At 64.0% G+C, this 15,375-nt stretch carries 13 protein-coding genes; 10 read left to right on the top strand and 3 right to left on the bottom strand.

Annotated elements, in window-relative coordinates:
* The first annotated feature begins 61 nt into the window (after positions 1 to 61).
* The gene (locus CCR98_RS11985) at positions 62 to 691 is read left to right on the top strand and encodes a cation transporter (RefSeq protein WP_087922786.1); all 630 of its coding nucleotides are present in this window, start codon (positions 62 to 64) and stop codon (positions 689 to 691) included.
* A gap of 1 nt (position 692) precedes the next feature.
* Here CCR98_RS11985 and CCR98_RS11980 read toward each other — a convergent pair whose 3' ends face one another.
* Complete coding sequence (locus CCR98_RS11980) at positions 693 to 1,634, bottom strand: aspartyl protease family protein (RefSeq protein ID WP_087922785.1); 942 nt, start codon at positions 1,632 to 1,634, stop codon at positions 693 to 695.
* Positions 1,635 to 1,941: 307 nt separating this feature from the next.
* Here CCR98_RS11980 and CCR98_RS11975 point away from each other — a divergent pair, with 307 nt between their 5' ends.
* The 4 genes from CCR98_RS11975 (at position 1,942) to CCR98_RS11945 (ending at position 9,955) form a co-directional block, all read left to right on the top strand.
* Positions 1,942 to 6,681 (top strand): RHS repeat-associated core domain-containing protein, encoded by a 4,740-nt coding sequence (locus CCR98_RS11975; RefSeq protein WP_232463014.1) that lies wholly within the window; start codon positions 1,942 to 1,944, stop codon positions 6,679 to 6,681.
* A gap of 1,218 nt (positions 6,682 to 7,899) precedes the next feature.
* Positions 7,900 to 8,145 (top strand): hypothetical protein, encoded by a 246-nt coding sequence (locus CCR98_RS21335; RefSeq protein WP_232463013.1) that lies wholly within the window; start codon positions 7,900 to 7,902, stop codon positions 8,143 to 8,145.
* Positions 8,146 to 8,932: 787 nt separating this feature from the next.
* The gene (locus CCR98_RS11950; RefSeq protein ID WP_087922782.1) at positions 8,933 to 9,322 is read left to right on the top strand and encodes a hypothetical protein; all 390 of its coding nucleotides are present in this window, start codon (positions 8,933 to 8,935) and stop codon (positions 9,320 to 9,322) included.
* Positions 9,323 to 9,475: 153 nt separating this feature from the next.
* Positions 9,476 to 9,955, top strand: a complete 480-nt coding sequence (locus CCR98_RS11945; protein WP_232463012.1) for a hypothetical protein — start codon at positions 9,476 to 9,478, stop codon at positions 9,953 to 9,955.
* Positions 9,956 to 9,974: 19 nt separating this feature from the next.
* Here the strand turns inward: CCR98_RS11945 and CCR98_RS11940 are convergent, their stop codons facing one another.
* Complete coding sequence (locus CCR98_RS11940) at positions 9,975 to 10,349, bottom strand: hypothetical protein (RefSeq protein ID WP_087922781.1); 375 nt, start codon at positions 10,347 to 10,349, stop codon at positions 9,975 to 9,977.
* Between the two features lie 605 nt (positions 10,350 to 10,954).
* On the opposite strand from CCR98_RS11940, the gene CCR98_RS11935 reads away from it, so the two are divergent.
* Positions 10,955 to 11,284 (top strand): hypothetical protein, encoded by a 330-nt coding sequence (locus CCR98_RS11935; protein ID WP_087922780.1) that lies wholly within the window; start codon positions 10,955 to 10,957, stop codon positions 11,282 to 11,284.
* On the opposite strand, the gene CCR98_RS11930 is transcribed toward CCR98_RS11935, so the two are convergent.
* The gene (locus CCR98_RS11930; RefSeq protein WP_087922779.1) at positions 11,278 to 11,682 is read right to left on the bottom strand and encodes a ribonucleotide reductase subunit alpha; all 405 of its coding nucleotides are present in this window, start codon (positions 11,680 to 11,682) and stop codon (positions 11,278 to 11,280) included. The genes CCR98_RS11935 and CCR98_RS11930 overlap by 7 nt on opposite strands.
* A 194-nt stretch (positions 11,683 to 11,876) precedes the next feature.
* On the opposite strand from CCR98_RS11930, the gene moaA reads away from it, so the two are divergent.
* Genes moaA through CCR98_RS11910 form a run of 4 tightly spaced genes read left to right on the top strand, consistent with a single transcriptional unit; the run spans position 11,877 to position 15,374 of the window.
* Positions 11,877 to 12,857, top strand: a complete 981-nt coding sequence (gene moaA / locus CCR98_RS11925) for a GTP 3',8-cyclase MoaA (protein WP_087922778.1) — start codon at positions 11,877 to 11,879, stop codon at positions 12,855 to 12,857.
* Between the two features lie 8 nt (positions 12,858 to 12,865).
* Positions 12,866 to 13,861, top strand: coding sequence for a bifunctional molybdenum cofactor biosynthesis protein MoaC/MoaB (moaCB, locus tag CCR98_RS11920; RefSeq protein ID WP_087922777.1), 996 nt, complete (start codon positions 12,866 to 12,868; stop codon positions 13,859 to 13,861).
* Positions 13,861 to 15,114, top strand: coding sequence for a gephyrin-like molybdotransferase Glp (gene glp / locus CCR98_RS11915; protein WP_087922776.1), 1,254 nt, complete (start codon positions 13,861 to 13,863; stop codon positions 15,112 to 15,114). The genes moaCB and glp overlap by 1 nt, the downstream gene beginning before the upstream one ends.
* Positions 15,114 to 15,374, top strand: a complete 261-nt coding sequence (locus CCR98_RS11910; protein ID WP_049401279.1) for a MoaD/ThiS family protein — start codon at positions 15,114 to 15,116, stop codon at positions 15,372 to 15,374. Before glp ends, CCR98_RS11910 begins: the two co-directional genes overlap by 1 nt.
* Position 15,375 lies beyond the last annotated feature (1 nt).

Below are 15,375 nucleotides of genomic sequence, written 5' to 3'. Positions count from 1 at the left end.
AAGGTTGATAAAGGCAGCTCCCTTTCATTTCAAGCCCGGGCGCGCCCGGCGGAGCGCCCCCATGGACCAGTGCTGCGGCCACAAACGCCAGGAGCTGGCATCGATAGCGGTGCACAGCGCCCAACGGCGCGTGCTGGTGGCGGTGCTGGCAATCAACCTGGCGATGTTCTTCATCGAGTTCGGCGCGGGCCTTGCCGCGCGATCCAGTGCCCTGCAGGCCGATGCGGTCGACATGCTGGGCGATGCCATCGTCTATGGCCTGAGCCTGTGGGCGGTAAACCGGGGCGCGCGCTGGGAAGCGGGCGCGGCGCTGGCCAAGGGCCTGCTGATCCTGGCCTTCTTCGTGTTCATCGTGTTCGAAGTGACCGGCAAGCTGGTCAACGGGGTGCCACCGTCCAGCACGCTGATGCTGGTGTTCGGTGGCATTGCCCTGGTGGCGAACCTCACCTGCCTGGCGCTGCTATGGCGTTTCCGCAGGTTGAACATCAACATGAAGAGCACGTTCGAGTGCTCGCGCAATGACGTCGCCGCGAACCTGGGCGTGCTGGTGGCCGCAGGTGGCGTGGCGATGACCGGGCGCGGCTGGCCGGATATTGTCGTCGGCGCAGTGATCGCCCTGTTGTTCCTGAGGTCGGCAGTGGGCGTGATCGCTGAAGCGTGGCCGGCATGGCGGGCAGCACGCCGCCAGTGACTCAGTTGCGGTGGTGCCTGCCTGGGCAGACTGCCACCTGTTGGCTGCGCTGATCGATCAGCACCACTGCGTCCTGCAGCGCATGGGCGCCCACCACCGCTTCCGGATAGCGGTCGGACACCCGTACATGCAGCCCCTGCAGCGCCAGGCCACCGATCAGCACGGGAACATCCAGCCGTGCACGTCCGCCATCGACCTCGCCGTGGCTGAGGGTCAGTCGATCCCCGGTGGTCACTGCGGTACCGGCGACCTGCCGGAAGCGTGCAGTGGGCAGCACCATTGCGACGTTGGCGCCGGTGTCCAGCTGCGCCTCTGTGGTCACTGTTCCAATCGTCACCGGGATGCGGAAGGCGCGTGAGTAGGCGAGCGTGTCCGGTTGCGCGGGCAGGAGGTCGATGTCGCGGCGGAACTGCAGACGCCGTTGGGGGTAATCGATGATCAGCACGCCATCAGCGAAGAATCCGCGCGCAAGGATGCCGTCGAACGCTGCGTCTTTGGATTGCCGTGCGTTGTAGTCGCGGGTGCGCGCGGTCACGTCGCTGTGGCGCAGTCCGCCGAGCGCGAGGGCGTTGATGCGCACCGTATCGGCCCAGGCTGTCTGTACGCCGTCGGAGTGGCGGGTGCTGGCGTCCGCCGGCAGCGCCAGTTGACGGACCAGGCGGGCGTCCGCGCGGGCCATGCCGCTGGCGCCGGTATCAATGGCGAAGCGGTACGGGCCGCTGCCATTGACCTGCACCTCCACATAGATGCGCCCGTCGACGACGTCGAAGGGAACGTCGATGATGCGCTCGCCCGGGCGGGCGGCGAGGGAACAGGCGCTCTCCAGCACGGGTGAGGCGAGGGTGGCCAGGGGAAGCGTCAGCAGAGTGAGGATGGCGATGGCAGTGCTGCGCCAACGGCGAGTGCCGAGTGCGCTACGGCGATGCGGGGGAATGCGCCTCATGATCCTGTTCCATGGGTGTCCAGGATCTTCTGATGCGCGAGGGATGCAGGCGGTTGCAGGTGTTTCCTGCCCGCAGGCTGCTCCGGAAGCTGTCGCGGTAATCGGCTGGATCTGAAATCCGCGCGGGTGGAAATGTGACGGGTGTCGCAGGGCATAACTTGAATATGTCATCGCCTTCAACGATAAAGGCGGCATGTGGCACTGCCGCATTCCGGACCAGGGACGATCCGAAGCATGACGTGATGGGGCTCTACCCCCGCGTTCTCGTTCCCGCCGGCGCTGTGTTCGTCCAGGAAGGAGAACAGGGATGTTGGAACGACTGAAGAGCTTCTCGCGTGCCGCGCTGACCATTGTTGCCGTCGGCTGCATCGCCCCTGCTGTGGCACAGGCGCAGGAAAGCAAGATTACCTGGCGTATTTCGCAGCCCGGCGGCGATGCGACGCAATACAAGACCCAGCAGGCTGCGGTAGCCGCCATCAAGAACCTGCCGGCGCTCAGCCCGTTCCCGCCGGAGTTCCAGTTCGGCTGGCAATCTGTCGACAAGATCAAGTCGAAAGTCGTGGACTTGAACGGAAACACGTCGATCACCTACTGGATGGGGAAGACGCAGCCCTCCGACCCGGACTGGTCCTACATCGGGCGTGACATATTCCCGACGGAAGAAGCGATGGTGGCCGATTTTCTTGCGGACCAACAAGCCAGCAATCCCGTGTGCCCCGGGGCGGCGGTCACTCCGTCTGGCGATTGGTTTGCGGCTTCGCCCGATCAGGAAGGTGTCATCGAGTCACGCTACTACGATCTGACTTCAATGGCTGGCAACAATACGGCTGAATCGCCCTGCACCCCGTATACCGGGACGGTTGCGGTCGCGCGTACCCGGCGCTTGAACTGCCCGATTCCGCTCACGCAGTGGTCCAACAAGCACAACGCCTGCGTCAGCGAAGAGTTCGTTGCGACCATCACCTCGAAGTCGCAAAAGTGCGACAAGGACGGCGGCAACGGTAACTGCCCCATGTCCCGCAACGACACAGCTGCGAACATGAGCCCGATTCCCGACAAGGACCCGGCCTCCAACGGCGGTACCTGCGACGGCAATGTCGGCAACCCATGTGATGTTAAAACGGGCGAGAAGTATGAGATCGCGCCGGACTTCGATCTGGGCTGGATCGCGCTGACGCGCTTCTACCACTCTGGCATCTCCACGTCCTCCGGCGGCTTCGGTTATGGCTGGACCCATTCGCTGGGCGCCCACCTGGCACTGGATGGCGTTGACAGTGTGGGCATCATTGAAAGCACCGGTTTCCAGCGTGCATTCAAGAAGATCGGCCAAGCCTATGAAGCGGACGACGACAGTGGTGACCGTCTGGTCCAGAACGGCAACTGGACACTGTACTCGGCGGATTCCATCTCTACCTTCGGCGCGGACGGGCGTCTTGCCGCCAAGCGCTTCCCGGATGGCACGTCGCTGACCTACATCTACGACGACAGCGACCGCCTTGCGGCGGTCACCCACAGCAGTGGCCGCACACTGGAGTTCGTCTACCAGTCCAACGACTATGAGGCGCTGATCAGTTCGGTGCTCGTCGAAGGCATTGCGCTCGCCACCTATACCTACACGCCGCAGAACCAGGTCGCCACGGTGACCTATGCGGGTGGTGGTGTGCGGACATATCACTACGAGAACCAGGACTTCCCCCAGCACCTGACCGGCATCACCGCTGAGGACGGTCGCCGCTACAGCACCTTTACCTATGACTCCATCGGTCGTGTGATCTCCAGTCAGCATGCCGGCGGTGCCGATGGCGTGACACTGGCCTACAGCCCCAATGGTGGTGCGGTGGTGACCGACGCGCTGGGGCGGCAGACCGACTACACCCTGACACCCGGCGGCGACACCGCGCCGTCGCGCAAGGTGACCAGCCTGACGGATTCGCAGGGAACCGTCAGCCGGACCTACTACGACCAGAGTGTCGACTTCCGCCGGCGTCTGGATACCTACACTGATCGCCGCGGCATCCAGACCAAGCACACCTATGCGCAGGGCACTGACCCGGTGAGCGGTCGTGCCATCAGCATCCATACCGTGACCGAAGCGGTCGGCCTGCCCGAGCAGCGGGTGGTGACCACCGCGCGCGACGTCGAAACCAATGCGGTACTGACCACCCGCATTGGCAATCGTGAAACCCGAACGTCCTTCAATACCCGGCGCCAGCCGACAACCAACACGGTGACCGACATCGCGTCCGGTCAGACGCGCATCACCAGCTACACCTACTGCGAAGCCGCTGATGTGGCAGCGGCAGGCAGCTGCCCGGTGGAAGGGCTGCTGAAGAGCGTGGATGGTCCGCGCACGGATGTGGTCGATGCCGTTACCTACGCCTACTACCCGGCGGATGATGCGGGATGCGCGGCCAATGGCGCCTGCAGCTATCGCAAGGGCGACCTGCGCAGCGTGACCAATGCGCTGGGCCAGACGGTCGAGACCTTGGCCTACGACGCGTTCGGACGGCCGCTGTCGGTCAAGGACGCCAACGGCGTGGTGACCGATTACACCTACCATCCCCGCGGTTGGCCGACCTCCATCACCGTGCGCGGCGCGACCACTGCCGAAGATCGGGTCACCCTGCTGAGCTATTGGCCGACGGGCCAGGTGCAGAAGATCACCGAGCCGGATGGCAGCAGCGTTTCCTACGTCTACGATGCTGCCCTGCGCTTGACTGACATCGAGGACACCGCAGGCAACACGATTCACTACACGCTGGACAATGCCGGCAACCGCCTCAAGGAAGACACGCTGGACACCGGCGGCACCCTGCGCCGTACCCTGGCGCGGACGTTCAACACGCTCGGCCAGCTGACCGCACTGAAGGATGCAGGCAATCACGCCACCGGCTTTGCCTACGATGCCAATGGCAACCCGCAGACGGTGACCGACGCCCTGCAGCGGGTGACCAGCCAGCAGTACGACCCGCTCAACCGACTGGCGCAGACCCTGCAGGACGTCGGCGGCGTGGCGGCGGAGATCCGCAGCCAGTACAACGCGCTGGACCAGGTCACCCAGGTCACCGACCCGAAGGGCCTGCACACCACCTACGCCTACAACGGTTTCGGTGATCTGACTGGCCAGGTCAGCCCGGACAGTGGCGCCAGCAGCTTCACCGTGGATGCGGCCGGCAATCGCAAGACCGCCACCGATGCGCGCGGCGTCACCGCCACCTATCACTACGATGCACTCAATCGCCTGATCGGCATCGCCTACCCGGACCCCAATCTGGACGTGGGCTACAGTTACGACGTGGCGCCTGCCGCGTGTACCGCCGACGAGCGCTTTGCCAAGGGGCGCCTGGGGCAGGTGCTGCATGCCAACGGCAGCACCCAGTACTGCCATGACCGCTTCGGCCAGGTCACCCGCAAGGTGCAGACCGTCAATGGTGTGGCCAGCACGCTGCGCTACGCCTACAGCAAGTCGGGCCGTCTGACTGCGTTGACCTACCCCGACGGCAGCGTGGCCGACTACGTGCGTGATATCCAGGGCCGCATCAGCCAGATCGGCCTGACCCGGCCCGGCCAGGCGCGCCAGATCGTGGTGAACAACGTGAGCTATGCAGCCTTCGGTCCGGCGACCGGCTGGACCTACGGCAATGGCCGCCAGCTGCAGCGTCCGCTGGATCTGGACTACCGCCCGCAAGCGGTGCACGACCCGGCCGCAGGTGGCCTGTCGCTGGGCTATGGCTATGACCCGGTCGGTTCGATCACCGAGCTGAAGAACGGCACTGGCTCGACGGTGCTGGCCAAGTACGCCTACGACGCGCTGGGTCGCCTGACCCAGACCCAGGACGGCGCGACCGGCACGCCGATTGAAACCTATGCCTACGACGCCACCGGCAATCGCACCGCGCTGACCACTTCGGCGGGCACTGCCAGCTACACCTATCCCGCAACCAGCCATCGGCTGACCGCCGTGGACGGCGAAGCGCGCAACCATGACGCGGTGGGTAACACCACCAGCATCGGCAGTAAGACCTTCACCTACAACGATGCCAACCGCATGAACGCGGTGAAGCAGGGTAATGCCGTACTGGAAAGCTACGCCTACAATCATCGAGGGGAGCGCGTGATGCGTACCCCGGCCGGCGGCGCAGCGCAGATCACCTTGTACGACGAAGCAGGGCAGTGGCTGGGCAACTACGCGGCCACGGGCCAAGCGCAGCAGCAGGCCATCTGGTTGGACAACTATCCGGTGGCGCTGATCAATGTGCCGAGCACCGGCGTGCCGGAACTGGCCTACGTGCAGCCGGATCATCTGGGCACGCCGCGCGTGGTGATCGACCCGGTGCGTGATGTCGCGATCTGGGAGTGGAGCAATAAGAGCGAAGTGTTCGGCAACCAGATTCCGAGTGCCGACCCGGATGGCGATGGGGTGGCGTTCGAGCTGGCACTGCGCTTCCCGGGCCAGCAGGCGACGGATGTGAGTGGGTTGTTCTACAACTACCAGAGGGAGTACGACCCTGCAGTGGGGCGGTATTCGCAGAGTGATCGCATCGGACTCAGGGGCGGGATCAGCACATACGGATACGCAGGTGGCGTCCCGTCGTCTTTGATAGATCCACTCGGTTTGTGTCCCTGCGAGTGCGTCGACTACTTAGGCATGACGTTCGGTGTGGCAGACCTCACCTTTGGAGGCTTGGAAGCTGTGAATGGCGCAGGAGCCACCATTGCCGGTGTTTTGTCTCTGCAGCCCGAAGTTGCAATCCCCGGATTCCTGGTAATGGTGAATGGTGGAGCGACGGCGTACGATGGAGTGTCAGCGATACAAACCGCTCAAGATGGAAAGGAGAGAGAATCCATCTACACCGAGGTGGGCGGGGAGTTGCTGGGGCCAGTTGGCGCGAAGACGGGAGAGCTGTTGTCGTTTGGCTTGACGTTCAGCGGTCACCTTAAGGCCACGCGGAAACTGTTGCAACGCGTAGCCACTGACAAGGATGCACTGGATGCCATGAAGGCGGTGAAGGATGTTTCGGGTGGATCCGGGTGCAATTGCAAATAATGGAGATGATATGCATATGCGCAAGAAAATACTGAATTGGCTTGGCTTGTTGTTCTTTGCGCTAATATTTTTGAGGTCCTCGTCCTATCTTGTATTGAAGGCGTATGCGATTGGCCACCTTGAGAGGGGTGACTATTTTGTAATGTTGCCCATGGCGCTGGGGTCGCTCCTGATCTGTGGCATGTTTATGGCAATTATTATTAAAGGAGTGAAAGCCAATCGGTAAGCTTCGCCTGGAGGCTCACGCGCGACGTGTGAGTGCGGCAGATTGTATGGGTATCACTATTCAAGATTTACAGCTAGCTGGAATTCGTCTTGATCCGGTGTCAGGTGTGACTGTTTCTCTGTTCGATTGCAGGATCTTGCGAGGGCGCTCGGCGAGAACCTGCTGATCGACTCCCCGGTGATCCGTCGGATTCTTAATGTGTGAGACATGAAACATGGAGCTCCTCAGCCCTCCAGGAAGGTCCGTGGCATAGCATGAGAGCGTTTGATCTGCGGTGTTTGAAAGAGGACGTCGAAGCGAAACCATAAGGCGTTATTGGAAAAGAGGGTTCCTAATGCCTGCGTGGGTAGGCCCAAAGGTGCAAGTCCATTCCCAAAGAACTGGGAATATGGTGGGATCGAGCATCGGCAGCTGGCAAATGAGCTTGAGTGCCGTGCATATCAAGAGCAGATGATCTGTGCAACTCGGCTGCGCGACGGCGGACTCGGAGGCGCCGCAGTAGACAAGGCTTACAGCAGGGCAGTAAAGGAAAGGAGCGACAGGCAATGCGATGCATTCGGATACTAGCCATCCTCTCGCTCGTTCTGGGCCAGCTGGGGTGCCGGGATGAGGTGGAGAGTTCAACGTACCCCATGGGTCAGACGGGAAAGACTTGCACTGTCTACAAAGGCTTTGATCGCCAGCCTCCCGAAGTGGTTGTTGCCGAACTGGTCAGACGGGGGGTGGACAGTCGCAGGTTGATCCATAAAACAGTTTGCGGCTCGATCACCAGTTGGGAGATCCTTCCTGCAGGGGCGTCGATCAATCGGATACCTCCCCCAGATACCTATGTGAACGTCTGGCTGAGGGAAGACGGCTCTGTCTCCGTCAGTACGGACCGCCCTTGACTTCGGCGCTGCCCCTGATGCTCACGCATCGGGCCAGCGCCCCTGCGCAATTGGCCTGCCAAGTGGGGAACTGTGCTCACTGAGTGTCATCCGGGTGAGCCTCGAGTGGTGATCGATCGGTCGTCCGAGGTCTGGGCTTGGGAGTGGCGCAACAAGAGCGAGGTGTTCGGTGACTGGATCCCGAATGCTGATCCGCAAGACGATGGAGTGGTGTTTGAACTCGGCCTGCGCTTTCCCGGCCAGCAGGTGACTCGCGCGAGTGGCTCGATCAAACCATCAAGGGCGACTCTGCCGCTGACTCCGCTGCGGATCAGCTGGCAAATCGCCTCGGACGATCATCTGGACAAATGAGCCGTACGGGGAGTTGCTCGCAGATGTGCGGGAGCTATCGTCCGGGTGGAAGCTTCCCCTACTGATGACTTGGACGCCTCAAATGTACGCTCCCAAGCTGCTCCCAGTCGTGATGCTGTCAATCGCACTTTCTGGTTGCATGGAAGTTGCCAGCACCGAGTATGCAGACCGCAATCAAGCCGTCTCAAGACAAGCAATCGGTGAATCGAAGTGGTTGCCTTCATGGTTGCCTGAGGACGCGGTCAACATACGCGAATCGCACGACATGGACACAAATGAATCGTGGCTGGTTTTCCGCCTAACCAGCGGGGTCCTTGCTTTGCCCGAAGACTGCAGGCTAGTGAGCAGACCGGAGATGTCCGACGCGCGAGTCATGCGGAGATTTCCTCAGTTTGCCCGCAACGCGTGGTCGCGAGCGTCAAGCTATGGCGGCAAGTTCTATCTGTGCCCGGAGGGTAATGTTGGTCGCTGGGTCATGCAAGATGAAGAGTTGGGCCTTGTTTACAGTGGAATAAAATTCTAGGTGGACGGGCGGTCTCACCTGGCAAGCGAAATGCGTGAGTGGCAATTGGCGACCTCAAGGCTCTTGGGGCGCGTGGCCGTGGTGACGACTGTGTGGGAGAAATTCTAGGGTATCGGCTCCGTCGTCTATGGTGGCTGTAGGGCAGGCGGTAAGTAGAGGCGAATGGAATTAAAAGACAGTCTGAGAGAAAGAGTGGCGCTGCCGCCAAGTTGGCGGCGCCCGGATTCGGTCGCCCGGTCGTATGCGTCTGAAGGGTTCCAGTAGATGAATGAGGATTTCAACGCGCTCGAATGGTGTGATGCCACGTTGCTGGCCATCAACATCGACAGAAGCAATCCTGGCGTATGCGACGAGGTAAAGGTGCAGGTGCGCTGGCCGGATGGCCGGCAGGCAACCGTCTGCTTTTCGGAAGCCTACGGGTGCTCGGCGCTCATGCACTTCGGCGTTCTGGGTGAGGAGAGAATAGAGTTCGCCGTGGTGGACGAAGACGAGCCGGGACTCGCTGATCTTCTTGATCGTTGGAAGGCGGTCGGCTATCCGCTATCCGGCGTGAAGTGCTTCCACATCGAAACCAGCTCGACTGGAAGCATCATTCTTATCTACGCCAAGTCATGGCGGATCGAGCATCTACCGATGGCGGACGTAGTGCTGTGAAGGACGTCAGATGCCTAGATTCCTCAGCCCCGACGAGGTTTTCCTCACCAACAGGGTGCTGCCTGAAACGACCGAGTCGTCCTACGTGCTTGGTTTCGTGATTCTTGCTCCGGCGGTGCCGTTGGCCGCCACACTCTGCATATTGGGGCCTTGATGATGGTGAAGCTCCTGACAGCACTACTTCTGATTGGAGTCGGACTTGGATTCTCTGGCGGCGCATGGGCTGTAGGAAAGCGGCCCTTCAAGATGATCCAGTTCTGCGTGCATGACCAAGAGGGCTTGAGGCGGTTCAAGCAGACCCTCAGCTCTCTCGCCAAGGACGAAGGAATGCAGTTCTTTGATGGCAGCGCTGAATTGGATCGCCAGCTTGCCAGGGCAAAGGTGGACATGAAGCGCCCCGTCGTCTACGTCGGAGTGAAGCGGGAAGACGGCTCTGGACTGGAGGCGGGGAACCTCGGATTGGATCGCTTCGAGATAGCTATCGGCTTTTCTGAAGGGAAGGTGCCCGCCGAGGCACGGTCATTCTCTGTTCGCCTCGAGCGCACCTTGGCCGAGCGCTGGAATGTACTCACGGTTCCCCCGGACAAGGGCGCTGCGCCGACGGCGTGTCGGGCGGGAGGCGATTCTCGCTGAATGGCGTAGCAGATGGCCTTCACCCCTCGGGCTGCAACCGCCCCACCGCTTGCGCGCACAACGACTGGCAGGCCATGACCAACCCCTCCATCACCCGGTCGCCCACGTACTGCTCGGGTTCGCCGTTCTGCCGGGTGCGCTCCGCCGCCAACAGCATTTCCAGCACCACCCGCAATCCATTCAACGCGCAATCGGCGTCGGCGAGGGCCAGGCAGCGTCCGGGCAGCTGATGCCGCTCCGGCCAGGGTTGGCCATCGGCCGCCGCACCGACGCCGATGCGATGGAGGTTGGCAATGAAGGTGTTCCTGTCCACTGCGGGCGCAGCCTGTGGCGAACCGTCGTCGTGGGCGGTGCTGCGGTAGGCGTGCAGGTGGGGGAAGTCCGATTCGTTCATGGCAAGGCTCCGTGCTGGGCAATCGGTAGCCGCCACTCATAAAAGTGGCGGACGGTACGTGGTTCGAACACCGGGTTGATGTCAGTCCGGCGGGCCCGAAGGCCCCCACGCACCGCCCGCCATAGCCGGCAGACGGATTGCCAGCCGGCGCCACGCTAAGGTGACGCCGGCTGGCAAGCGCATACATCAACATCAACTCGGGTGTTCGAAGCCCGGCCACCCTTTTCCGGTGGCACGCCATCTGAGCCCCTGGCGCTGTGCAATGCCAATCAGAAGAGTTGCAAACATCGCTCGATTGGAGACGCTTTCGGCATTCTCCCACGCTGTTAAGCACTGCCTGCGCGGGCTGGCGCGGTGATCCGCCCGCACCGTGCAATCTGCGACAGGTGTCGAGGTTGGGCGAGGAAAGGAAGCGGGTGGGGAGGGGCGATGACGACAGGGATAACAGGACCGGTAGCGCCGGGCCACGCCCGGCGAGCCGAGGGTGCATGAACGTGGAGGATGCCGCCGGGCATGGCCCGGCGCTACCGATTCCGTCCTTCCTTGACGTTCCCAGCCACCAAGCGCAGGCTTGTTCAGCACGTTTCCTAAACAGAAGGAGACTTATGACCGCGACCGCTTCGCTGCACCCCACCCCCGACGCCCAGGGCCGTTCCCGCCTGTGGAGTGTGTTCTGGCTGCAGGGCGTGATTCCCAGCAACATTCTGTGGGCGGTAGCCCTCTGGGCCCTGGCCAACCAGCGCACCACGCTGCTGCTGGGGGTATTTGCCGTGCTGCTGCTCTATACCGGCTGGATCATCCCGGCGGTGTGGCGGGCGGCGCCCACCGCGCACAACCCCAATATGGGCGTAGCCGCGCGTGGGCTGACCGTTGCCTGGGGGCTGAACACCGTGCTGGTGATCTTCTTCCTGACCCTGCAGCTGGTGGCTCAATAGAACTGAACGGGCTCGCCGCCACGGTCGAAGGCGGCGAAGCGGCCGATCTGACCGTCATGGATGGCGTTGACCATCAGCTGCAGCGGGCGCGCGGCTTCATCGCTGTTGGGGGCGAAACCGGCGCGGCCGTCCAGCGCCGCCACGAAGACCAGGTCCCAGTCGATGCCGGTGGTGGTCGATTCGGCCGCCAGCGCCTGGAAGCTGGGCACCTCGGCCGGCAGCTTGTCCACGCACAGCACCGGCGAGAGGGTGCCGCCCTCGCGGCGGTCATGCCGGACGCGCTGGTCGCTGGTGGGCGATTCGGGCAGCTCGGCGCGCACGAATACGAACAGCAAGCGTTGCGGTTCAGCCTGCTGGCCTGCGGCGTGCAGCAGCTGCTGGAAATCGTTCATCATCATGAGGGTTGTCACACGCCCGCTGCACGGAAAGCCGCATGCTGCCACAACGCCTGCCGCGCGGGGCCGAAGACGATTGATTTAAGTCATGCCCATGGAACTGACTGCCGCGTACTCTGGCAATCGTTCCAGCAGACGAGGGTTTCCGGGCCGTTCCGGGTACAGGCAAGACGGTGGAGCAACAAGGTGGACCAGCCATGAGCCAACTCACCGACGGTTTCGGACGCAGCTTTCCGTACCTGCGCCTGTCGTTGACCGAAGCCTGCAACTTCCGTTGCAGCTACTGCCTGCCCGACGGTTACCAGGCCGATGGCCGCCCACGCTTCCTGCAGGTGGATGAAATCAAGCGCCTGGTGCGCGCGTTCGCGGCGCTGGGCATGAGCAAGATCCGCCTGACCGGCGGCGAGCCCAGCCTGCGCAAGGACCTGGACGAGATCATCGCCACCGTGGCGGCAGTGCCGGGCATCCGCAAGGTGGCCATCACCACCAATGGCACGCTGCTGCCGCGGCGCCTGCCGGGCTGGCACCGCGCCGGCCTGACCGCGCTGAACGTGAGCATGGACAGCCTGCAGCGCGAACGCTTCAAAACCATCACCGGGCATGACCGCCTGCCGGAGATCGAACAGGGCCTGGCCCTGGCGCAGGCGTTGGGCCTGCCGGCGATCAAGCTCAACGCGGTGCTGCTGCGCGGCCTGAACGACGACGAGCTGCCGCAGTGGATGGACTACCTGCGCGATCGTCCCTTCAGCGTGCGCTTCATCGAACTGATGCGTACCGGCGACAACGAAGCCTATTTCCAGCGCCACCACCTGCGTGCCGACGTGGTGATCGAGCAGCTGCTGGCCGCCGGCTGGCACGAACGGCCGCGCGCCGCCGATGCCGGCCCAGCGCGGGAGTTCGGGCATCCGGACCATCGCGGCAGCATCGGCATCATCGCCCCGTATTCGCGTGACTTCTGCAAGGGCTGCAACCGCCTGCGGGTGACCGCAAAGGGCGACCTGCGGCTGTGCTTGTTCGGCGAGTTCGGCGTGCCGCTGCGCCCACTGCTGCAGAGCGACGATGACCACGACGCGCTGCTGGCACGCATCACCACACAGCTTGGCCTGAAAGCGGCCGGGCATGGACTGCACCAGGGCCAGACCGGGCTGACCCCGCACCTGGCCTCCATCGGAGGATGAGCAACACGATGAGTGGGGAATTGAATGCGGCCTTCCACATGGCCGATGTCCGCGACAAGCGCATCACCCGCCGCCGTGCGGTGGCGGTGGGCGAGCTGCATGCCGGTCCGGTGGCCTATCCGCTGATCGTCGAGCGCCGCCTGCCCAAGGGCGATGCGCTGGTGATGGCCGAGATTGCCGGCCTGCAGGGCGCCAAGATGGCCTCGATGCTGATGCCGCTGTGCCACCCGCTGCCGCTGGAACTGGTGCAGGTGTTCTGCGCGCCGGTACCGGAACGGCAGGCGATCCGCGTGTGGTGCGAGTGCGCCAGCGAGGCGCGCACCGGCGTGGAGATGGAGGCACTGGCTGGCGTCAACGCGGCACTGCTGACCCTGTACGACCTGAGCAAACCGGTGGAGCCGGCCTTGCGCATCGAAGGCATCCGCCTGCTGTTCAAGGAAGGCGGCAAGCGCGGCGTGTGGCTGCACCCCGACGGCATGGACGATGCCGAGCGCGCGCGTTTCAAGCCGCGCGCGCCGAAGGGCCTGGAGGGCGCGGCCTGCGCGGTGATCACGCTGAGCGATCGCGCCAGCGAGGGCACCTATGAAGATGTCTCTGGCCCGACCCTGGTTGCCGGCGTGAAAAAGCTGGGCGGTGAGGTCGTGGCCGCCGAGGTGTTGCCCGATGGCATCGAGCCGTTGGCGGGCCGCCTGCAGGCGTTGGCTGCTGATGGTGTGCGCCTGTGCCTGTGTACCGGCGGTACCGGGCTGGGCCCACGTGACCTGACCCCCGAAGCGCTGCGTTCCTTGAACGCGCGGCCGGTGCATGGCTTGGCGCAGATGGTGCGGGCACTGAGCGCACAGCACACGCCGATGGCCTGGCTGAGCCGCGCCGAGGTGGTGCAGCTGGGCAACATGCTGGTGTTCGCGCTGCCGGGCAGCCCGAAGGCGGCGGCGCAGTGCCTGGACATCCTGGCGCCGGTACTGGGCCACGCCCTGGCGATGGTCGATGGTGGTGGCCACTGATGATTGCCTACAGCGAAGCCCTGCAGCACCTGCTGGACGCGGCCACGCCGCTGCCGGCCGAGCACCTGCCGCTGCATGAGGCCGGCGGCCGCACTCTGGCCAGTGACATCATCAGTGGGCAGTCGCTGCCCCCGTTCGACAATTCTGCGATGGACGGCTTCGCGCTGCGCGCCAACGGCGCGACGTTCGAAGCCGGTACCGAATTTGCCGTGCAGGGCTGGCAGGCCGCCGGCGATGCTGGCGCCGAAGGCGGCGAGGGTGCCTGGGAAATCATGACCGGCGCGCGCATGCCGGTTGGGCTGGATACGGTGGTGCCGGTCGAGAACGTGGAGGTCCTCGCCAGCGAAGATGGACGCCCGACTCGCATCGCCCTGAAGGGCACGGTGAAGCCGGGCCAGAACGTACGGCTGCGCGGCCAGGATGTAAGCGACGGCGAGCGCGTGCTGCAGGCCGGGCAGGTACTGGACATCAACGCGCGCACCCTGCTGCATGCAATCGGCGTGGGCGAGGTGGCGGTGGTGGCGCGGCCGAAGGCGGCGGTGATCGCCACCGGCAAGGAGCTGGTGACCGAGGCGGCGCAGACGCTGGAATCCGGCCAGATCCGTGACAGCAACCGGCCGTACCTGGTTGGCCGCCTGCAGGCCGCCGGTGCCGAGGTGGTCTGGCAGGGCACGGTGGGTGATGACGTGGCCGCGTTCAATGCGGTGCTGGATGACGCGCTGGCTGCCGGCGCACAGCTGCTGATCAGCACGGGCGCGGTGTCGGCCGGCCGCTACGATTTCGTTCCCGATGCGCTGCGTGGCCGTGGTGCGCGCATCGTCTTCCACAAGGTGGCGATCCGCCCGGGCAAGCCGCTGCTGTTCGCGGTGCTGCCCAATGGCGCGCTGTATTTCGGTCTGCCCGGCAACCCGGTCTCGGCCGCCGTGGGCCAGCGCTTCTTCGTGGAGCCGGTGCTGCGCCGCCTGCTGGGGCTGGCACCGGAATCCGTGTTGCAGCTGCCGCTGCAGGCCGATGTGCGCAAGCCGCCGGGCCTGCGCTTCCACGCGCGGGCGCGGGTGGAAGTGGACGGTCAGGGGCGCCTGAGTGCGCGCGTGCTGTCCGGGCAGGAGTCGTTCCGTTTGATGTCCATGCTGCAGGCCAACGCCTGGGTGGTGCTGGAGGCCGAGGGAGACCTGGCCGCTGCTGGCACGCCGGTGCGGGTACAGGGCTGGGGTCACCATGACCCGGTGCAGCTGGCGAGCCAGGAGTCATGATGAAACAGGTGAATCTGCAGTTGTTTGGTGCGTTTTCCGATCTGGATGCCAGCCGCGAGATCGCGGTGGAGGTGGCCGGTGGCACTGTGGCCGACCTGCGCCAGGCGCTGCGCGAGCTGTTGCCGGTGCGTTGGCCGGGTTTCCGTGCCGGCCTGCTGGATTATTCGGCGTTCGCCGACCAGCAACGCGTGCTGCGCGACCACGAGGCGCTGCCCGACGATGGCCGGGTGGCGATCCTGCCGCCGGTAAGCGGGGGCTGAG

The sequence above is a fragment of the Stenotrophomonas sp. WZN-1 genome (assembly GCF_002192255.1).
Taxonomy (GTDB): domain Bacteria; phylum Pseudomonadota; class Gammaproteobacteria; order Xanthomonadales; family Xanthomonadaceae; genus Stenotrophomonas.
The sequence above is the reverse complement of the archived record's forward strand: the minus strand, read 5'-3'. Positions and strand labels throughout refer to the sequence as shown.